Origin of the sequence: Bacillus cereus G9842 (assembly GCF_000021305.1) — a bacterium.
In the GTDB taxonomy this organism is placed as follows: Bacteria; Bacillota; Bacilli; order Bacillales; family Bacillaceae_G; genus Bacillus_A; species Bacillus_A thuringiensis_S.
In genome coordinates this window covers 4,088,856-4,106,755 of sequence record NC_011772.1, presented here as the reverse complement: position 1 = coordinate 4,106,755, position 17,900 = coordinate 4,088,856, and the positions used below count along the sequence as shown (strand labels likewise).

Sequence of the window (17,900 nt, the reverse complement as noted above, 5' to 3'; positions counted from 1 at the left end):
ATTTCCATATGGAAATCTCCTATTTTTTATTGTTTTCCAGTTACATAATCATAAACAATATCCTCAATTTCCTCGTATAAATCAATTTCAATATTTGAATGAGTCACCGTTTGAATATGTTTCACTAGCATTTCCTGATCTTCTTTTGATATTGGACTGCATTGATATTGTTGAAAACTTTTTATAATCATTTTCTCAATTAATTTTTCGTTCATATTTTTCCCCGCCTGTATGTACGTATGTATTGTTTTATTGTACTTGAAGTGAAATAAAAAAACTACTATGCACTATTTTTGTATAAAAATTCGGTTGAGTATATTATTTTTCTAATAAAATTAAGTTTTTTTAGATTTAAAAATTTATAAATATTTAATTGACTCTATAAATATACAATATTATAATCATACTTAATTTAAAGAATCGATATGAGGAGGAACTTATGAAAGTCGCAATTATTGGAGCCACTGGATATGGGGGCATTGAGTTAATTCGTTTATTAGAACAACATCCATATTTTTCGATAGCATCTCTCCATTCTTTTTCACAAGTTGGTGAGTGTATAACAAATGTATATCCGCATCTTCGAAATGTCCTTTTTCATACGTTACAAGAAATTGATGTGGAGACGATAGGAAAAGAAGCAGAAATCGTATTTCTAGCAACCCCAGCAGGAGTATCGGCGGAGTTAACTCCCAAGTTATTAGCAGAAGGTTTAAAAGTAATTGACCTATCTGGAGACTTTCGTATGATAGATCCTTCGTCATATGAACTGTGGTATAAAAGGCCAGCAGCGAAAGAAGAAATTCTTAGAAAAGCAGTGTATGGGTTAAGTGAATGGAAAAGGACTGGGATTCAAAAGGCAAATTTAATTGCAAACCCAGGATGTTTTGCTACAGCCACATTGCTAGCGATAGCGCCGTTAGTACGTAGCGGCATGATTGAAGAAGATTCGATTATTATTGATGCGAAATCAGGGGTATCAGGAGCAGGTAAAACACCAACAACAATGACTCACTTTCCTGAGCTATATGATAACTTGCACATTTATAAAGTGAATGAGCATCAGCACGTTCCAGAGATTGAGCAAATGCTTACAGAATGGAATAGTGAATCACAGCCAATTACATTTAGCACACATTTAATACCGATATCTCGAGGAATCATGATTACACTTTATGCAAAAGTAAAACAAAAGATGGAAATAAAGCAACTTCAAAAATTGTATGAAGAAACGTATGAACAATCGCCTTTCATCCGAATTTGTACGCAAGGGAAATTTCCAAGTCCAAAAGAAGTGAGAGGCTCAAATTATTGTGATATTGGCATAGCTTACGATGAAAGAGCTGAAAGAGTTACGGTCGTTTCTGTTATAGACAATATGATGAAAGGCGCGGCTGGGCAAGCGATTCAAAATGCAAACATAATAGCGGGACTAGAAGAGACAACAGGTTTACAACATATGCCGCTTTATGTATAAGGGGGACATGATGATTAAAGTAGCGTCTATTACAAAATTAGAAAATGGTTCAATTGTAACGCCGAAAGGCTTTTCGGCAATTGGTACTGCAAATGGTTTAAAAAAGGAGAAAAAGGATTTAGGTGCCATCGTTTGTGATGTACCAGCATCATGTGCCGCTGTGTATACAACGAATCAAATACAAGCAGCTCCTTTACAAGTAACGAAGGATAGTATAACGGCAGAAGGGAAGTTACAAGCAATTATCGTTAATAGTGGAAATGCAAATGCTTGTACTGGAATGAAAGGATTACAAGACGCATACGAGATGCGCGCATTAGGGGCGGAACATTTTGGGATGAAAGAAAATTACGTTGCAGTAGCTTCAACAGGTGTAATTGGTGTTCCACTGCCGATGGATATAATCCGAAAGGGAGTTGCAACTCTTATACCGACGAAGGAAGAAAGTGAAGCATATTGTTTTTCTGAAGCAATTTTAACGACGGATCTTATAATGAAAGAAACTTGCTATGAAATGATTATTGATGGGAAGAAAGTGGCGATTGCGGGTGTTGCAAAAGGTTCAGGGATGATTCATCCGAATATGGCAACGATGCTTAGTTTTATTACGACAGATGCTCATATAGAGCATGACGTATTGCAAACAGCGTTATCCGAAATTACGAATCATACATTTAATCAAATTACGGTAGATGGAGATACTTCTACGAATGATATGGTCATCGTTATGGCAAGTGGATTATCAGAAACAAGGCCGATAAATATGGAACATACAGATTGGGAAACTTTCGTATGTGCTTTACAGCAAGTATGTGAAGATTTAGCGAAAAAAATTGCGCAAGATGGTGAAGGAGCTACGAAGTTAATAGAAGTAAATGTGCTAGGAGCTCAAACGAATGAAGAGGCAAAAAAAATTGCAAAGCAAATAGTCGGTTCGAGTCTTGTGAAAACAGCAATACATGGTGAAGACCCAAACTGGGGGCGAATTATTAGCAGTATTGGACAAAGTGAAGTAGCTATTCATCCGAACACAATTGACATTACTCTTCAATCTATATCGGTATTAAAAAATAGTGAGCCTCAAATATTTTCTGAAGAAGAAATGAAAGAGAGATTACAAGAAGATGAAATAGTCATTAATGTGTACTTACACTTAGGTGAAGAGACAGGATCAGCTTGGGGCTGTGACTTAAGCTATGAATATGTGAAAATAAATGCTTGTTATCGTACATAAGGAGAGAGAAGATGAGCGATTATATTGTAGTGAAATGCGGCGGTAGTATGTTGAATCAATTAAATGCTGTGTTTTTTGATTGTATAAAGAAATTGCAACAGAAGTATAAAGTGGTGATTATTCATGGTGGTGGGCCAGAAATTGATGCCAAATTAAAAGATTGTAACATCAACGTAGAAAAAAGAGATGGATTACGCGTAACACCAAAAGAAGTTATGGATGTTGTTCAAATGGTGCTATGCGGAAGTACGAATAAAAAACTCGTAATGAATTTACAAAAGCATAATTTACTTGCTGTAGGTTGTTCAGGGTGTGACGGTAATTTACTTCAAGTTCAACCTGTCAGCGAGGAGATAGGATATGTGGGAGAAGTAAGTTATGTAGAAACAGCCTTATTAAAAGGATTAATAAATATGGGATATATTCCTGTTATTGCTCCAATCGGGGTAAATGGTAATGAAATTTATAACATAAATGCGGACAATGCTGCAGCTGGGATTGCGGCCGCGTTAGGGGCAAAAGAGCTGATTTTTATTACGGATGTAGATGGAATATTACATGAAGGGAATTTGGTAAAGGAAACGGATGAATCTGAAATTGCAACTTTTATAGAAACAGGTGTTATTACAGGTGGGATGATTCCGAAAGTACAGGCGGCACTAGCATCATTAAAAATGGGAGTGCAAAAGATAAGTATTGTGAATGGTACAAAAGATTTTACTGAGGTTACGGGAGAGTGTATTGGAACGACGGTAACGAAAGGTGTGAGTATTGCATGACGAGTCATCTTTTTCAAACGTATGGCAGAAGAACTATTGAGTTTGTAAAGGGAACTGGAACGAAAGTTATTGATAATAAAGGTAAGCAATATTTAGATTTTACATCAGGAATTGGCGTATGTAATTTAGGACATTGTCACCCTACTGTTCTCAAAGGTGTACAAGAGCAACTTGATGATATATGGCATATATCTAACCTGTTTACAAACAGCTTACAAGAAGAAGTTGCGTCATTATTAACAGAAAATAGAGCATTAGATTATGTGTTTTTCTGTAATAGTGGGGCAGAGGCAAATGAAGCGGCTTTAAAGTTAGCACGTAAGCATACTGGAAAATCTCTCGTCGTAACATGCCAGCAGTCTTTTCACGGTAGAACATTTGGAACGATGAGTGCAACAGGCCAAGATAAGGTAAAAGAAGGATTTGGTCCATTACTTCCATCTTTTTTACATATCCCTTTTAACGATATTAAAGCATTAGAGGAAGTAATGAATGAAGAAGTTGCGGCGGTAATGGTAGAAGTAGTTCAAGGAGAGGGAGGAGTAATACCTGCTGATTTATCTTTTTTGAAAGAGATTGAAACATTATGTAATAAGTTCGGTTCCTTATTTATTATAGACGAAGTACAAACGGGGATAGGAAGAACTGGAACACTATTCGCTTATGAACAAGTGCGAATAGAGCCTGATATCGTTACCGTTGCAAAAGCACTTGGGAATGGGATTCCTGTCGGAGCAATGATTGGCCGGAAAGAGCTCGGAACGTCGTTTACTGCAGGATCACACGGTTCAACTTTTGGCGGGAATTACATCGCGATGGCTGCAGCGAAAGAAGTATTGCAAGTAAGTAAAAGACCATTGTTTTTAAAAGAAGTACAAGAAAAAGGCGAGTATGTATTAGAGAAGTTGCAAGAGGAATTACAGCATGTCGAATGTATTCAAAATATACGTGGTAAGGGGCTTATGATTGGGATTGAGTGTAAGCATGAAGTTGCAAGTTTTATAGAACAACTAGAAAACGAAGGACTTCTCGTATTACAAGCAGGCCCTAATGTTATAAGACTATTACCGCCACTCATTGTCACGAATGAAGAGTTAGAACAGGCAGTATATATAATAAAAAAAGTAGTTTGTACAAAAAACGTATCAATCATATAAGGGGGAAGTTTCATGTCAACTGTACAAGTACCGAAATTAAATACGAAAGATCTTTTAACACTAGAAGAATTAACGAAAGAAGAAATTATTTCTTTAATTGAGTTCGCTATATATTTAAAAAAGAATAAGCAAGAGCCTTTATTACAAGGCAAAATATTAGGGCTTATTTTTGATAAGCATTCAACTCGTACTCGTGTATCTTTTGAAGCGGGAATGGTACAACTCGGGGGACATGGTATGTTTTTAAGTGGGAAAGAGATGCAAATGGGAAGAGGAGAAACCGTTTCAGATACTGCGAAAGTATTATCGCAGTATATTGACGGGATCATGATACGTACATTCTCACACGCGGATGTAGAAGAGCTTGCAAAAGAATCTAGTATTCCTGTTATTAACGGTTTAACGGATGATCATCATCCTTGTCAAGCATTGGCAGACCTAATGACAATATATGAAGAAACAAATACATTTAAAGGAATAAAATTGGCTTACGTAGGTGACGGAAATAATGTATGTCATTCATTGTTGCTAGCGAGTGCAAAAGTCGGAATGCATATGACTGTTGCAACGCCTGTAGGATATGAACCGAATGAAGAGATTGTAAAAAAAGCGTTAGCGATTGCCAAGGAAACAGGAGCTGAAATTGAAGTTTTGCATGATCCTGAATTAGCGGTGAATGAAGCAGATTTCATTTATACTGACGTTTGGATGAGCATGGGGCAAGAGGGCGAAGAAGAGAAATATTCTTTATTTCAACCTTACCAAATCAATAACGAACTTGTTAAGCATGCGAAACAAACATATCGTTTCTTACACTGTTTACCTGCCCATCGTGAAGAAGAAGTAACAGGAGAAATTATAGATGGACCACAGTCTATCGTCTTCGAGCAAGCTGGTAATCGATTGCATGCTCAAAAAGCGTTATTAGTGAGTTTATTTAAAAATGTAGAAGAGCCTTCCTAAAAGGGAGGTTTTTTTATATTAAAATGTCGGATGTATATTTGGTTAACCATTTCGATATCATTTATAATAAAAGAGAAAACTAAATTTGTTTTTCAGAGTGTGTAAGGACATACTACATATAAAAATATAGTTAAAGAGATGATGAGGGTGAAAACAACTAAGAAAACATATTCGTTTTTTCAGCGGATGTGGAGAATATTAAAGTTTCAATATTATAAGTTGCTTCGATCGCCAGAAGGCGCAAAGAAAGTATCGTTAGGGTTTGCTATAGGATTCGGCTTAGAAATGTTAGTCATTTATACGGCATCGCTCGTATATGTAATATTTTATCCAATCGTCAGGTTAGCAAAGGGATCTTTTCCTGCGGCAGTTATTGGCAATATTATTGGGAAAATATCGTTTCTCCCAGTATTTTTATTTCCGCTTGCGTATACGCTAGGAAAAATGATTTATCCATTCCATGTACAGAAAATTCATCATGAACCATTTACGATATCGGACTTGTTTTCAAGTCACATTTTTACGATATTAAAGAGCTTATTACAAAGTGAAGTGTATGTATTAATTGGAATGACGATTTTAGGAGTTGTGTTTGGTCTCATTTCGTATTTCGTTGTGCATTATTTATACGAAAAGAACCGTAAGTTACGCTTGAAGAAAAGGAAGAAACGAGTGAGAGAACCACTTGTACAATTATAAACAATGTCACATTCATTTTCTCCTTTGAATATGTTTAAGAAAAAGGAGGAGAGGATAATGTATTATTATTACGTACCTCAAGTATATCCATATGTAAATTATTATCCGGTTTATGATACGAGTAGACAATACGAATTATATCGGCAACAACAATTACAGCAATTATCACAAATACCACAAATACCACAAATACCACAAATACCACAACAACAGCCTACACAGGAAAAAAAACCATATTTAACAACATGGCCATATTCCAATGTATACTATGGTAACTATTACGAATCATAAAGCTGCTTCTATTTAGAAGCAGCTTTATACGTTTGTTTTCAAAATTAAATTTTGAATGGTTTGAAGAGAATGAATGAGCTTTTCGCGCTCTTCCTCAGATAATGTTTGGAAATTTTCTTTTAGTTTGTCTAAAATGAATTGCTGATACTGATTTACTAATAATTTCCCTTCAGCTGTTAGGGAAATTAAAATGACCCGTCGATCTTTTTCGCTATAATGACGCTCTATTAGTTCTTCTTGAATAAGTTTGTTTAATAGAGGTGTCATGTTAGGCCGTGAAATCGCTAGCCGCTTGCCGATTTCGGAAACTGCTAATGTGCCGTTTTCATGCAAAAGCAGTAATACTTGTGTATGTGATGGCGGCATATGTCTTTGAGAAGAAAATTCTCCAGGAAGCATAAATTTGCGATAAAAAAGAGGCACTAGCGAAAGAAGATGATCAACAATACGTTCCCACTCGCGTGATTCCATATAAAGGCCCCCTTCCACTATCATTGTAACAAAAAAGACATGTTATAAAAATAGAATTGTTTCATGGGAATTTTAATATTTGTAGGCCAATACTTTTTTTGTAAATGAATCGGCAATAATCGTATAGCCTTTATCATTTGGGTGTACTTGGTCAAAGAGCAATTCTTTTTTATCATTCGATATTAATTTACGAATTGGCAAAACGATAGATGGTTGATTCACTTTTGCAATGGAATAAACGGATTCATTCCAGCCGTCTAAAAACATATCTGCATAACTTGCGATGGAGTCATCGAGTTGTAACGGGTTATAGAGTTCAGAAAGAATGAGTAAAGCATCCGGATTTTGATCTCGGACTGTCTTTACAATATTTTTTACATCCGCTTCAAAATGAGCTTTTTCTTTATTTAACATTTTAATACTGTCTATAACACCGACATCACGATTTAAGCGAAATAAATTATTTCCCCCAATATTAATTGTAATGATATTTGCTGCTCTAATTTTTTCCTTTACATCTTCTGATTGAACTTTTTTAGCGAGACGATCTGTTGTAAGACCGTTTACCCCAAGGTTTTCTACTGTAATTGGTTTATGAATTTGTGCTTCTATTTGCTTAGAAGCTAATTCAGCAAATCCACCTTGTGTCGATCCATATCCTTTAGCGAGTGAATCACCTAATACAAGATGATAAAAAGATTCATTTGTTTGCTTATCAATCCAATTTGAGGCAGATGTTTTTTCTGTTTTTTCTTCAGATTCATTTTGTTTTGTCTCGTCGTTCTTTTCAAAATAAGAATAAGAAATGATCAGAAGGAGGAGACAAACAATTGTTAAGATGACTTTTTTCATAAATTCATCCTCCTTGTAATTGGTAATTGTATCATATTCAGCAGTATTAGCAATGTAAGGGCATATTATATGTTTATGAAAAGTTTATAATAACTTTACAGAAAATTTGTTGAAGTTTGTCAAAAAATATTGACGATAGGAAAGAACTTTATATATGATAATGTCAGATAAGGTGAAACTTTAATGAGTGGGAGCTTTATTTCCGATTAATTAATGGTCTTCATCAATCGGGCGTTTAAGGGGACTACTCGTTAGCGCAGGGTGAAATGAAAATTGTGTCTCTAATAGAAGAAAAAAGGTATGTGGTTAGAGACAGATAGGGATTCATTTCATTATTTTTGGTAATTGTATAAGGGGGATTTTTTGTGAAAAAGTCAAAAAAAATGCTAGCTGGAGCAACTCTTGCGATTGGTGTTATAGCGCCGCAAGTAATGCCAGCAACAGCTCATGCAGATGAGAACACTGGGGAGAGTACAGTTAACTTACGAATTCTAGAAACATCAGATATTCACGTTAACTTAATGAATTACGATTATTATCAAACGAAAACAGATAATAAAGTAGGACTTGTACAAACGGCAACACTCGTTAATAAAGCACGTGAAGAAGTGAAAAACTCTGTCCTATTTGATGATGGGGATGCATTACAAGGGACACCGCTTGGGGATTACGTAGCGAATAAAATAAAAGATCCGAAGAATCGTGTGGATCCTAGTTATACACACCCATTATATCGTGTAATGAATTTAATGAAGTATGACGTCATCTCTCTTGGGAATCATGAATTTAACTACGGTTTAGATTATTTAAAGAAAGTGACTAGTAAAACAAAAATTCCGGTTATTAACTCGAATGTCTACAGAGATGACCATGATGGTAATGATGAGAATGACGAGCATTACTTTGATAGACCATATCATATTTTAGAGAAAGAAGTAGTGGATGAAGCAGGCCAAAAACAAATAGTGAAAATTGGTGTAATGGGATTTGTTCCACCACAAATTATGAATTGGGATAAAGCGAATTTAGAAGGACAAGTTAAAGCGAAAGATATAGTTGAAACAGCGAAGAAAATGGTACCAAAAATGAAAGCAGAAGGTGCAGATGTTATCGTTGCACTAGCTCATTCCGGTGTTGATAAAAGTGGATACAACGTTGGTATGGAAAACGCGTCGTATTATTTAACAGAGGTTCCTGGCGTAAATGCAGTATTAATGGGACATTCACATACTGAAGTGAAGGATGTATTTAATGGTGTTCCAGTTGTAATGCCGGGTGTTTTTGGTAGTAACTTAGGTATTATTGATATGCAATTGAAAAAGGTAAACGGAAAATGGGAAGTGCAAAAAGATCAGTCTAAGCCGCAACTTCGTCCGATTGCTGATAGTAAAGGTAATCCATTAGTAGAATCTGATCAAAAATTAGTTAATGAAATTAAAGATGAACATGAAAAGACAATCGAATATGTAAATACACATGTAGGTGAAACGAAAGCACCAATTAATAGTTATTTTTCATTAGTACAAGATGATCCTTCCGTACAAATTGTGACAAATGCGCAAAAATGGTATGTAGAACAAGAACTTAAAAAACCAGAATACGAAAAGATTAAAGATATTCCAGTTTTATCTGCAGGAGCACCATTTAAAGCAGGTGGCCGAAACGGTGCGACATATTATACGGATATTCCAGCTGGAACGTTAGCGATTAAAAACGTTGCAGATTTATACGTGTATCCAAATACGTTATATGCTGTAAAAGTAAATGGGGCACAAGTGAAAGAATGGCTTGAAATGTCTGCAGGTCAGTTTAATCAAATTGATCCAAAGAAAACAGAAGAACAGCCGTTAGTAAATATAGGCTATCCTACATATAACTTCGATATTTTAGATGGCTTAAAATACGAAATTGATGTAACACAACCGGCGAAATACGATAAAGATGGAAAAGTTGTAAATGCAAATGCTAATCGTATTGTAAATATGACATATGAAGGTAAGCTAGTAGCTGACAAGCAAGAGTTCATCGTCGCTACAAATAACTATCGTGGAAGTAGCCAAACGTTCCCAGGTGTAAGTAAAGGGGAAGTTGTATACCAATCACAAGATGAAACACGTCAAATCATTGTGAAGTATATGCAAAAAATAAAAGATATTGATCCAGCAGCTGATCAAAATTGGACATTTAAACCGATTGTTGCAGATAAATTAAATACAACATTTGATTCTTCACCAAATGCACAAAAGTATATAAAGAAAGATGGAAAGATTTCATATGTTGGACCATCTGAAAATGAATTTGCGAAATATGCAATTGATATAACGAAGAAAAATGATGATAAAGAAACTGGTGAAGGAAATCCAACAACACCGCCAACAGGTAATGGAGAAAACCCAACACCACCAACAGAAGAAGGTAATAATGGTAATGAACCAAAACAAGATGGAAATAATACCGGATCTGGACAAACTACAACAGATGATCAAAATACAAAAGAAACAACAACAACTGTAAGTGAAAATAAAGAAGCTGAAAAAGATGAACGTGATTTACCGAAAACAGGTGCAAGTATTGCTTCTACAATTGGAGCTGGTCTTGCGTTTGTTGGAGCGGGATTACTTATGTTATTTAGAAAAAAGAAAGCGAATAGATAGTAGAGAAATATAAAAAGGATTACCAATTTGGTAATCCTTTTTGTTATATTATGAAACTGGTACTGCTTTTTCTTTTTTCCATGAAAGACCGAATCCAGTAAAGCCGACGATAATGGTTACGACTGGACACGCTAAACAGAAGATTGCGTATGGCAGGTAATCGAATGTTGGAACGCTAAGAACGTTTGTTAAGAATACGCCACTTACACCCCATGGTACGAGTGGATTAATTACTGTACCAGCATCTTCTAATACTCGTGATAAATTACGACGTTCTAAACCGACTTCATCGTATTTATTAGCAAATGCTTGTCCTGTTAAAACGATGGATAAGTACTGCTCACCGAGTAAGAAGTTTACACCAATTGCAGTTGAAGCAGTAGAAATAATTAAGCGTGTACTAGTTTTTACGAAGCTAGAGATAATATTCATCAGCTGCGCTATAATACCCATTCCTTGTAATAATCCTCCCATACAAAGAGCTAGGAAAATAAGAGCAATTGACATCATCATACTTTGCAGGCCACCGCGAGATAATAAGCTATCAATATCTTTGATACCAGTTTTAGAAACGTAACCGTCTTGCATAATTTTTATTAAATCAGCTAAAGAAGTGCTAGGTTTAAAAATAAAGAGAATAATAATCCCTACCACAATTCCTGCAAGTAATGTTGGAACTGCGGGTACCTTTTTAAATGCGAATAGGAACAGTAATAAAATAGGAATCAGTGTAACGATAGAAATCGTTGCATTTTTTTCTAATGTGTTAATAAATGCTGAGAAATCAACGTTTCCACCAGATCCGCTTCCTAAAATGAAAAATGCGATAAAAGCAATAATGAAAGCTGGCACTGTTGTCCAAAGCATGTTACGAATATGTTCAAATAAATCTACACCCGTTACAGCAGGCGCTAAGTTTGTTGTATCAGATAAAGGAGACATTTTATCTCCAAAGAATGCACCAGAAATAATTGCCCCAGCAATAAGAGCTGGATCGTATCCAAGGGCAGTACCCATTCCCATAAAGGCAAGTCCTACAGTTGCAGCAGTTGTAAATGCACTACCGATACTCGTTCCAACAATTGCACAAACAACAAAAACAGTTGGAACGAAAATTTTTGGAGATACAAGTTGGAAGCCGTATACCATTAAAGTCGGAATAGTTCCAGCTGCGATCCAAACGCTAATTAATACGCCTACAAGTAAGAAAATAAATATAGATGGAATACCAGCTGAAATACTACTAATCATCCCTTTCTCCATAGTAGACCAAGAGATTTTCTTCAGGAATCCAAATGCTAATAAAAGAACGATACCAAATAAAATTGGGATGTGTGGTGAAACTTCTAATTGAATAACACTAAAACCAATACAGAAAAAGATAAAAATTGTTAAAAGAACAGACTCAATTTTTGAAACCATTGTTTTCCCCTCCTAAGTAATGTGAAATAGCTCTTTTTTATATAAAATTCGCCAATATTGTATATTTCCTTCTAAATTTTAGAATTTTGTGACAAATTACCGGTAATTGTTGGTTCTTCTATATGATGCGGAAATGATTGGATAAAAAAACGTCCCTGCATATAATTATGCAGGGACGAAGAAATCGCGGTACCACCCTAGCTTGTGAAATGAATGTATCACAAAATAAAGGGTCATATGATATGCGCTTATAAAATAAAAAACGCCCCTGCAATATATGCAGGGACGAAAAATTCGCGGTACCACCCTAAATTGTGAAACAGTGTCGTTTCACCACTCTTTAGACATAACGGTCTATAACCGTCTTTCACTACTCCTCACGTTTCGTAAAAGAAGCTCCAGGGGGTAATTCATAATTCGCTCTGTACTGGTTCGCACCGACCACCAGCTCTCTGAAATCAGAAATCGAAATACTACTAAATCCTATCATCGCCGATTCATATGATGTTAGTTAAATTTTTATCACATTTTCATCTTAAATGTCAATAAAAATATTAAATGTTTTTTTAGGGAAATAAAGGAGAATTGTTTTAAAGCTCTAATTTTGTACGTTATAATGAATTTGAAAGGGGAGGAAAGAGTGAAGAAAAAAATAATTCTTTTTACCACCTTACTAGTCGTTGGCGGAAGTGCTGGAATTTACACAGCTTTTGCGGCTGAATCAGAGCAGTTGAAACAAAAACAAATACAACAGTCAGAAGTGAAGAAAGTAAAAGAAATAGAAGAGAAGAAATCAATGGAAAAAGCAGCAGAGAAACTAGGAGTTTCTACTGAGGGGAAAACAAAAGAAGAGGTTACGAAAGAAGTAAATACCGCTAGGTTTGAGAAGCGTCATGATTTATTAATTGAGCACGCTAAACAACTTGGAATTGATACAGAGGGAAAAAAAGATGAAGAAATTATTTTAGAAATTGGAAAGATACAGCATGGAAAGTAGAACAACTTATCGTATGATAAGTTGTTCTTTTTTAAGAACTATTTGATTTTAAAATAATTGACAGTCATTCGGATTTAATGTTAACTATATTTATAAACAAGTTAACATTAGGAGTGACAGTTGTGACAATAAATAGTAGAACGATTGAAAAATCATCTTATACATATGAAGAATTAGCAGAGAAAAATAAAGCTTACGTATGGCACCCATTTACACAAATGAAAGATTATTTAGAAGAAGATCCTGTCATTATTGAACGTGGAGAGGGAAGAAAGCTATACGATGTAAATGGTAATGAATATTGGGATGGTGTTTCATCTATATGGTTAAATGTTCACGGACATCAAGTACCGGAATTAGATGAAGCAATTCGTGAGCAATTAAATAAAATTGCTCATTCTACTATGTTAGGACTTGCTAACGTTCCATCTATTTTATTAGCAGAAAAAATTATTGAGGTTGTACCAGATGGATTGAAGAAGGTATTCTATTCTGATTCAGGTTCTACCGCTGTTGAAATTGCAATTAAGATGGCTTTCCAATATTGGCAGCATAAAGGGAAACCAAAGAAACAAAGATTCGTTACATTAAAAGAAGCATATCACGGTGATACAATTGGAGCTGTTTCAGTAGGGGCAATAGACTTGTTTCACCAAGTGTATAGTTCGCTCTTATTTGATGCGATTAAAATGCCGTATCCATATACATATCGTTCTCCTTACGGAAATAATAAGGAGGAAATTGTAAAAAGCCATTTAGCAGAAATGGAAGAATTGTTGAAAGAAAAGCATGAAGAAGTAGCTGCCATCATTGTAGAGCCATTAATGCAAGGTGCTGGTGGAATGATTACAATGCCAAAAGGATATTTAAAAGGACTGCGCGATTTATGTACAAAGTACAATGTATTATTTATTACAGATGAGGTAGCGACTGGATTTGGGCGTACAGGGAAAATGTTTGCGTGTGAACATGAAAATGTGACGCCAGACATTTTAACTGCTGGTAAAGGTTTAACAGGTGGATATTTACCAATTGCAGTTACCGTAACGACAGATGAAATATATAATGCCTTCTTAGGAGAATATGAAGAACAAAAAACATTTTTCCATGGACATAGCTATACAGGCAATCCGTTAGGGTGTGCCGTAGCAATCGCGAATCTAGAACTATATGAAAAAACAAATTTAATAGAAGAAGTGGCACGTAAAACGGATTATGTGGCAGCGCAATTAGAAAAGCTCTTTGCGTATAAACATGTAGGTGATATTCGTCAGTGCGGATTAATGGTTGGTATCGAGCTTGTGAAGAATAAGGAAACGAAAGAAGCTTTTGACTGGACAGAAAGAGTCGGTGTTCAAGTATGTAAACGCTCAAGAGAGCTAGGTATGATTTTACGACCGCTAGGTAACACGATTGTATTTATGCCGCCACTTGCTTCTACTTTTGAAGAGATTGATGATATGTTACGCATCTTATATAAGGCAATCTCGGATGTTACGGAGGGAGAATAATGAGTGGTTTTTTCATAACAGCAACTGATACTGAAGTTGGAAAAACAGTAGTTGCAGGTGCTATAGCAGGTGTATTTAGAGAATTAGGATATAACGTAGGGGTATATAAACCGTTGCAAAGTGGGCATGTTGCATCAAACCCTGAGGGAGATGCGGCAAGGTTAAAAGTATTATCAGGTGTACCGACACAAGAAAATGAAATTTGCCCTTATTCTATTGAAGAACCACTTGCTCCGAGACTTGCCATGAAAAGAGCTGGAAGAGTAGTAAAGTTAAAAGAAATTACTGATTACTATAATGAACTATTAAAAGAGTTTAATAGCTTATTTGTAGAAGGAGCAGGTGGGCTTGCTGTCCCATATACAGAAGATGCTTTAGTAATTGATTTTGCAAAAGAATTACAGTTGCCTCTTATTGTAGTAGCTCGTCCTACATTAGGAACAGTAAATCATACAGTGTTAACGATTGCTTACGCAAAGGCGCATGGCTTAACCGTAGCGGGTGTCATTTTATCAGGTTGCAAAGAATGTGAAATGGAAAGAGTGCAAGAAAATAAAGAGATGATTGAAGAGTTGAGCGGGGTACCAGTTTTAGGATTATTACCATTCTTTGAAGGTGAGTTTACGAAAGAAGAAGTATTGGAATCTGCAAAAGAATATATTATGATTTCAAAATTAGAGGAGTTTATCCAAAATGAATCAAACGTGGCGGGCGCACCTTCAATCTAAATTACAACAATTACATAAGCAAGGGCAGTATCGAAATTTATATGTAACAGAGCAGGCAGAAGAGACTTGGCTTATTCGAGATAAAAAAAGGATGTTAAATTTAGCGTCAAATAATTATTTAGGGTTAGCTGGAGATGAAAGGTTAAAAGAAGCTGCTATTGCCTGTACAAAAAGATATGGAACTGGAGCGACTGCCTCTCGTCTCGTTGTAGGAAATCATCCATTATATGAAGAGGTTGAGAGAAGCATATGTGACTGGAAAGGTACTGAAAGAGCTTTAATTGTAAATAGTGGGTATACGGCAAATATAGGTGCCATATCTTCTTTAGCCTCTCGGCACGATATTGTTTTTAGTGATAAGTTAAATCACGCAAGTATTGTTGATGGAATCATATTAAGCGGGGCAGAGCATAAAAGGTATCGTCATAATGATTTGGATCATTTAGAGAAGCTTTTGAAAATGGCTTCGCCTGAAAAGAGGAAATTAATCGTAACAGATACCGTTTTTAGTATGGATGGTGATACTGCGTATTTGAGAGATTTAGTACAACTGAAAGAGAAATACGGAGCAATCATTATAGTCGATGAAGCACATGCGAGTGGAATATATGGAATCGGCGGAGCTGGATTATCTCACATAGAAAAAAATCTTTCTCAAAAAATTGATATACATATGGGGACGTTTAGCAAGGCTTTAGGGTGTTATGGTGCGTATTTGACAGGTGATGAAATTTATATAGAGTATTTACAAAATATGATGAGAAGCTTTATTTTTACTACAGCTTTACCACCAAGTACGTTAGGAGCGGTGCAAAAAGCAATTGAAATTGTAAAAGAAGATAACGAAAGAAGAGAGAACCTTATAGCAAATGGAGAATACTTCAGAACTAAATTAAGGGATGCTGGTTTTGATATTGGGAATAGTTCAACTCATATTGTACCGATTGTAGTCGGTTCAAATGAACATGCTTTACGGTTTAGTAAAAGGTTGCAAGAGGCAGGGATTGCGGCTATTGCAATTCGTCCGCCAACTGTGCCGGTTCATAGTTCTCGAATTCGCTTTGCAGTTACATCGCAACATACAATAGCTGATTTAAAATGGGCTATTGATCGAATTATTCACATTGCGAAAGAAGAGGAGATTTTCGTATGAACGAGCTAAAGATTATTTTTATTCCCGGATGGGGAATGGAAGAGAATATTTGGGATTTAGTAATTCCGTATTTTAAAGGATATCCTGTTCAATGCATAGATTGGCGTAATGTGAAAGAACGAAGTGAATTTGCGGAACGAATTATAGATGTAGCGCATAATGACAACGTAATTTTAGTTGGATGGTCACTAGGAGCGTTAGCAGCAGTTGAAGCTTATAAAAAGATTAAGGCAAAAGGCATCGTATTAATTGGTGGTACTGCTAAATTTACAAGTACGAGCGATTACAGTAACGGATGGAATGCTTTGCATGTAGAACGGCTGAAAAGAAATTTGGCGAGAAGGAAAGAAGATACGCTCAAGCGGTTTTATGAAAATATGTTTACGAAAGATGAGCTAAAAGAGAATAAAAACTTTGAAGACATTGTAGACCGTTTTAAAGGTGATTCTATTCAGTCTTTACAACTAGGTTTAGATTATTTAATAGAAACAGATATGAGAGAAGAACTAAAAGAAATTAAAGTACCTATACTACTTATTCACGGAGAACAGGATGTAATATGCCCATTGTCTGCGGCACGTAGTATGACGGAGAATAGCAGCAGCGAGCTGAAAGTAGTAAGTGAAGCAGGGCATGCATTATGTGTAACGAATTTTGAATATTGTGCAAATGAGATAATTCAATTTGTAGAGGGGATACGACATGATCAACAAAACGTTACTACAAAAACGGTTTAATGGGGCAGCCGTATCTTACGATCGATATGCAAATGTACAAAAAAAGATGGCACATTCATTACTTTCAATCTTAAAGGAACGATATAGTGAAACGGCATCAATACGTATTTTAGAACTGGGATGCGGGACGGGGTATGTAACAGAACAATTATCAAAGTTATTTCCGAAAGCACATATTACAGCAGTTGATTTTGCTGAAAGTATGATTGCGATTGCGCAAACTAGACAAAATGTAAAAAATGTAACGTTTCACTGTGAAGATATTGAGCGATTACGATTAGAAGAATCATATGATGTCATTATTTCAAATGCTACATTTCAATGGTTAAATAATTTACAACAAGTGTTAAGAAATTTATTTCAACATTTGTCTATAGATGGCATATTACTCTTTTCAACGTTTGGACATGAAACATTTCAAGAATTGCATGCTTCGTTCCAACGTGCGAAAGAAGAAAGAAATATAAAAAATGAAACATCGATTGGTCAACGTTTTTATTCAAAAGATCAGTTGCTTCATATATGTAAGATAGAAACAGGGGATGTGCATGTTTCTGAAACATGTTACATAGAGAGTTTTACAGAAGTTAAGGAGTTTCTGCATTCTATTCGAAAAGTAGGAGCAACTAATAGCAATGAAGGATCATATTGTCAAAGTCCCTCACTCTTTCGTGCGATGCTGCGCATATACGAAAGAGACTTCACGGGAAATGAAGGGATAATGGCAACGTATCATGCTTTATTTATGCATATAACAAAAGAGGGGAAGAGATGA

The 17,900-nt window shown here is 35.6% G+C and carries 18 protein-coding genes and 1 other annotated feature; of the genes, 14 read left to right on the top strand and 4 right to left on the bottom strand.

All coding sequences use genetic code 11. The features are described from left to right. Positions 1 to 26 precede the first annotated feature (26 nt). On the bottom strand, positions 27 to 215 hold the full coding sequence (locus tag BCG9842_RS20595; RefSeq protein WP_001003222.1) for a YqzH family protein: 189 nt from the start codon (positions 213 to 215) through the stop codon (positions 27 to 29). A 224-nt stretch (positions 216 to 439) separates the two neighbouring features. Between BCG9842_RS20595 and argC the strand changes: the two genes are divergently transcribed. The 7 genes from argC (at position 440) to BCG9842_RS20560 (ending at position 6,600) form a co-directional block, all read left to right on the top strand. Next, positions 440 to 1,477 (top strand): N-acetyl-gamma-glutamyl-phosphate reductase, encoded by a 1,038-nt coding sequence (argC, locus tag BCG9842_RS20590; RefSeq protein WP_000861237.1) that lies wholly within the window; start codon positions 440 to 442, stop codon positions 1,475 to 1,477. Positions 1,478 to 1,487: 10 nt separating this feature from the next. Next, on the top strand, positions 1,488 to 2,711 hold the full coding sequence (argJ, locus tag BCG9842_RS20585) for a bifunctional glutamate N-acetyltransferase/amino-acid acetyltransferase ArgJ (RefSeq protein ID WP_000598383.1): 1,224 nt from the start codon (positions 1,488 to 1,490) through the stop codon (positions 2,709 to 2,711). Between the two features lie 11 nt (positions 2,712 to 2,722). Further along, positions 2,723 to 3,490, top strand: a complete 768-nt coding sequence (gene argB, locus BCG9842_RS20580) for an acetylglutamate kinase (RefSeq protein ID WP_001286790.1) — start codon at positions 2,723 to 2,725, stop codon at positions 3,488 to 3,490. Beyond that, positions 3,487 to 4,647, top strand: coding sequence for an acetylornithine transaminase (locus BCG9842_RS20575; protein ID WP_000200545.1), 1,161 nt, complete (start codon positions 3,487 to 3,489; stop codon positions 4,645 to 4,647). The genes argB and BCG9842_RS20575 overlap by 4 nt, the downstream gene beginning before the upstream one ends. Before the next feature lie 12 nt (positions 4,648 to 4,659). Beyond that, on the top strand, positions 4,660 to 5,610 hold the full coding sequence (argF, locus tag BCG9842_RS20570) for an ornithine carbamoyltransferase (protein WP_000108861.1): 951 nt from the start codon (positions 4,660 to 4,662) through the stop codon (positions 5,608 to 5,610). A 138-nt stretch (positions 5,611 to 5,748) separates the two neighbouring features. Next, a complete protein-coding gene (locus tag BCG9842_RS20565; protein ID WP_003309896.1) occupies positions 5,749 to 6,309 on the top strand; it encodes a DUF2062 domain-containing protein in 561 nt (186 codons plus the stop codon). Positions 6,310 to 6,366: 57 nt separating this feature from the next. Next, a complete protein-coding gene (locus BCG9842_RS20560; protein WP_000291954.1) occupies positions 6,367 to 6,600 on the top strand; it encodes a hypothetical protein in 234 nt (77 codons plus the stop codon). A 24-nt stretch (positions 6,601 to 6,624) separates the two neighbouring features. Here BCG9842_RS20560 and BCG9842_RS20555 read toward each other — a convergent pair whose 3' ends face one another. Continuing rightward, on the bottom strand, positions 6,625 to 7,071 hold the full coding sequence (locus BCG9842_RS20555; RefSeq protein WP_000445819.1) for a MarR family winged helix-turn-helix transcriptional regulator: 447 nt from the start codon (positions 7,069 to 7,071) through the stop codon (positions 6,625 to 6,627). Positions 7,072 to 7,143: 72 nt separating this feature from the next. After that, a complete protein-coding gene (locus tag BCG9842_RS20550) occupies positions 7,144 to 7,923 on the bottom strand; it encodes a GDSL-type esterase/lipase family protein (protein ID WP_000755854.1) in 780 nt (259 codons plus the stop codon). A gap of 365 nt (positions 7,924 to 8,288) precedes the next feature. Here BCG9842_RS20550 and cpdB point away from each other — a divergent pair, with 365 nt between their 5' ends. Beyond that, positions 8,289 to 10,577, top strand: a complete 2,289-nt coding sequence (gene cpdB, locus BCG9842_RS20545) for a bifunctional 2',3'-cyclic-nucleotide 2'-phosphodiesterase/3'-nucleotidase (RefSeq protein ID WP_000748644.1) — start codon at positions 8,289 to 8,291, stop codon at positions 10,575 to 10,577. Positions 10,578 to 10,625: 48 nt separating this feature from the next. Here the strand turns inward: cpdB and nhaC are convergent, their stop codons facing one another. Further along, a complete protein-coding gene (gene nhaC, locus BCG9842_RS20540) occupies positions 10,626 to 11,999 on the bottom strand; it encodes a Na+/H+ antiporter NhaC (protein WP_000253730.1) in 1,374 nt (457 codons plus the stop codon). A 278-nt stretch (positions 12,000 to 12,277) separates the two neighbouring features. After that, positions 12,278 to 12,498 (bottom strand) — a binding site (T-box leader). 141 nt (positions 12,499 to 12,639) lie between these two features. On the opposite strand from nhaC, the gene BCG9842_RS20535 reads away from it, so the two are divergent. The 6 genes from BCG9842_RS20535 to bioC all read left to right on the top strand — a co-directional run bounded on the left by BCG9842_RS20535 (position 12,640) and on the right by bioC (position 17,900). Further along, positions 12,640 to 12,996 carry a hypothetical protein gene (locus BCG9842_RS20535; protein WP_000726908.1) on the top strand — a complete coding sequence of 119 codons (357 nt, stop codon included), beginning with the start codon at positions 12,640 to 12,642 and terminating at the stop codon, positions 12,994 to 12,996. 77 nt (positions 12,997 to 13,073) lie between these two features. Then, positions 13,074 to 14,507 carry an adenosylmethionine--8-amino-7-oxononanoate transaminase gene (bioA, locus tag BCG9842_RS20530; protein WP_003255568.1) on the top strand — a complete coding sequence of 478 codons (1,434 nt, stop codon included), beginning with the start codon at positions 13,074 to 13,076 and terminating at the stop codon, positions 14,505 to 14,507. Further along, entirely contained in the window at positions 14,507 to 15,235 is a 729-nt protein-coding gene (bioD, locus tag BCG9842_RS20525; protein ID WP_000012478.1) for a dethiobiotin synthase, read from the top strand. Before bioA ends, bioD begins: the two co-directional genes overlap by 1 nt. Beyond that, on the top strand, positions 15,201 to 16,388 hold the full coding sequence (bioF, locus tag BCG9842_RS20520) for an 8-amino-7-oxononanoate synthase (protein WP_001077300.1): 1,188 nt from the start codon (positions 15,201 to 15,203) through the stop codon (positions 16,386 to 16,388). Before bioD ends, bioF begins: the two co-directional genes overlap by 35 nt. Continuing rightward, entirely contained in the window at positions 16,385 to 17,125 is a 741-nt protein-coding gene (locus tag BCG9842_RS20515; protein ID WP_001004158.1) for an alpha/beta fold hydrolase, read from the top strand. Before bioF ends, BCG9842_RS20515 begins: the two co-directional genes overlap by 4 nt. Beyond that, positions 17,091 to 17,900, top strand: a complete 810-nt coding sequence (bioC, locus tag BCG9842_RS20510) for a malonyl-ACP O-methyltransferase BioC (protein ID WP_000608912.1) — start codon at positions 17,091 to 17,093, stop codon at positions 17,898 to 17,900. Before BCG9842_RS20515 ends, bioC begins: the two co-directional genes overlap by 35 nt.

Excerpts from the sequence above, each read along its gene's own strand:
- BCG9842_RS20595 (WP_001003222.1), bottom strand. The coding sequence starts at position 215 with ATGAACGAAAAATTAATTGAGAAAATGATTATAAAAAGTTTTCAACAA.
- argC (WP_000861237.1), top strand. The coding sequence starts at position 440 with ATGAAAGTCGCAATTATTGGAGCCACTGGATATGGGGGCATTGAGTTA.
- argJ (WP_000598383.1), top strand. The coding sequence starts at position 1,488 with ATGATTAAAGTAGCGTCTATTACAAAATTAGAAAATGGTTCAATTGTA.
- argB (WP_001286790.1), top strand. The coding sequence starts at position 2,723 with ATGAGCGATTATATTGTAGTGAAATGCGGCGGTAGTATGTTGAATCAA.
- BCG9842_RS20575 (WP_000200545.1), top strand. The coding sequence starts at position 3,487 with ATGACGAGTCATCTTTTTCAAACGTATGGCAGAAGAACTATTGAGTTT.
- argF (WP_000108861.1), top strand. The coding sequence starts at position 4,660 with ATGTCAACTGTACAAGTACCGAAATTAAATACGAAAGATCTTTTAACA.
- BCG9842_RS20565 (WP_003309896.1), top strand. The coding sequence starts at position 5,749 with ATGATGAGGGTGAAAACAACTAAGAAAACATATTCGTTTTTTCAGCGG.
- BCG9842_RS20560 (WP_000291954.1), top strand. The coding sequence starts at position 6,367 with ATGTATTATTATTACGTACCTCAAGTATATCCATATGTAAATTATTAT.
- BCG9842_RS20555 (WP_000445819.1), bottom strand. The coding sequence starts at position 7,071 with ATGGAATCACGCGAGTGGGAACGTATTGTTGATCATCTTCTTTCGCTA.
- BCG9842_RS20550 (WP_000755854.1), bottom strand. The coding sequence starts at position 7,923 with ATGAAAAAAGTCATCTTAACAATTGTTTGTCTCCTCCTTCTGATCATT.
- nhaC (WP_000253730.1), bottom strand. The coding sequence starts at position 11,999 with ATGGTTTCAAAAATTGAGTCTGTTCTTTTAACAATTTTTATCTTTTTC.
- bioA (WP_003255568.1), top strand. The coding sequence starts at position 13,074 with ATGTTAACTATATTTATAAACAAGTTAACATTAGGAGTGACAGTTGTG.
- bioD (WP_000012478.1), top strand. The coding sequence starts at position 14,507 with ATGAGTGGTTTTTTCATAACAGCAACTGATACTGAAGTTGGAAAAACA.
- bioF (WP_001077300.1), top strand. The coding sequence starts at position 15,201 with ATGAATCAAACGTGGCGGGCGCACCTTCAATCTAAATTACAACAATTA.
- BCG9842_RS20515 (WP_001004158.1), top strand. The coding sequence starts at position 16,385 with ATGAACGAGCTAAAGATTATTTTTATTCCCGGATGGGGAATGGAAGAG.
- bioC (WP_000608912.1), top strand. The coding sequence starts at position 17,091 with ATGATCAACAAAACGTTACTACAAAAACGGTTTAATGGGGCAGCCGTA.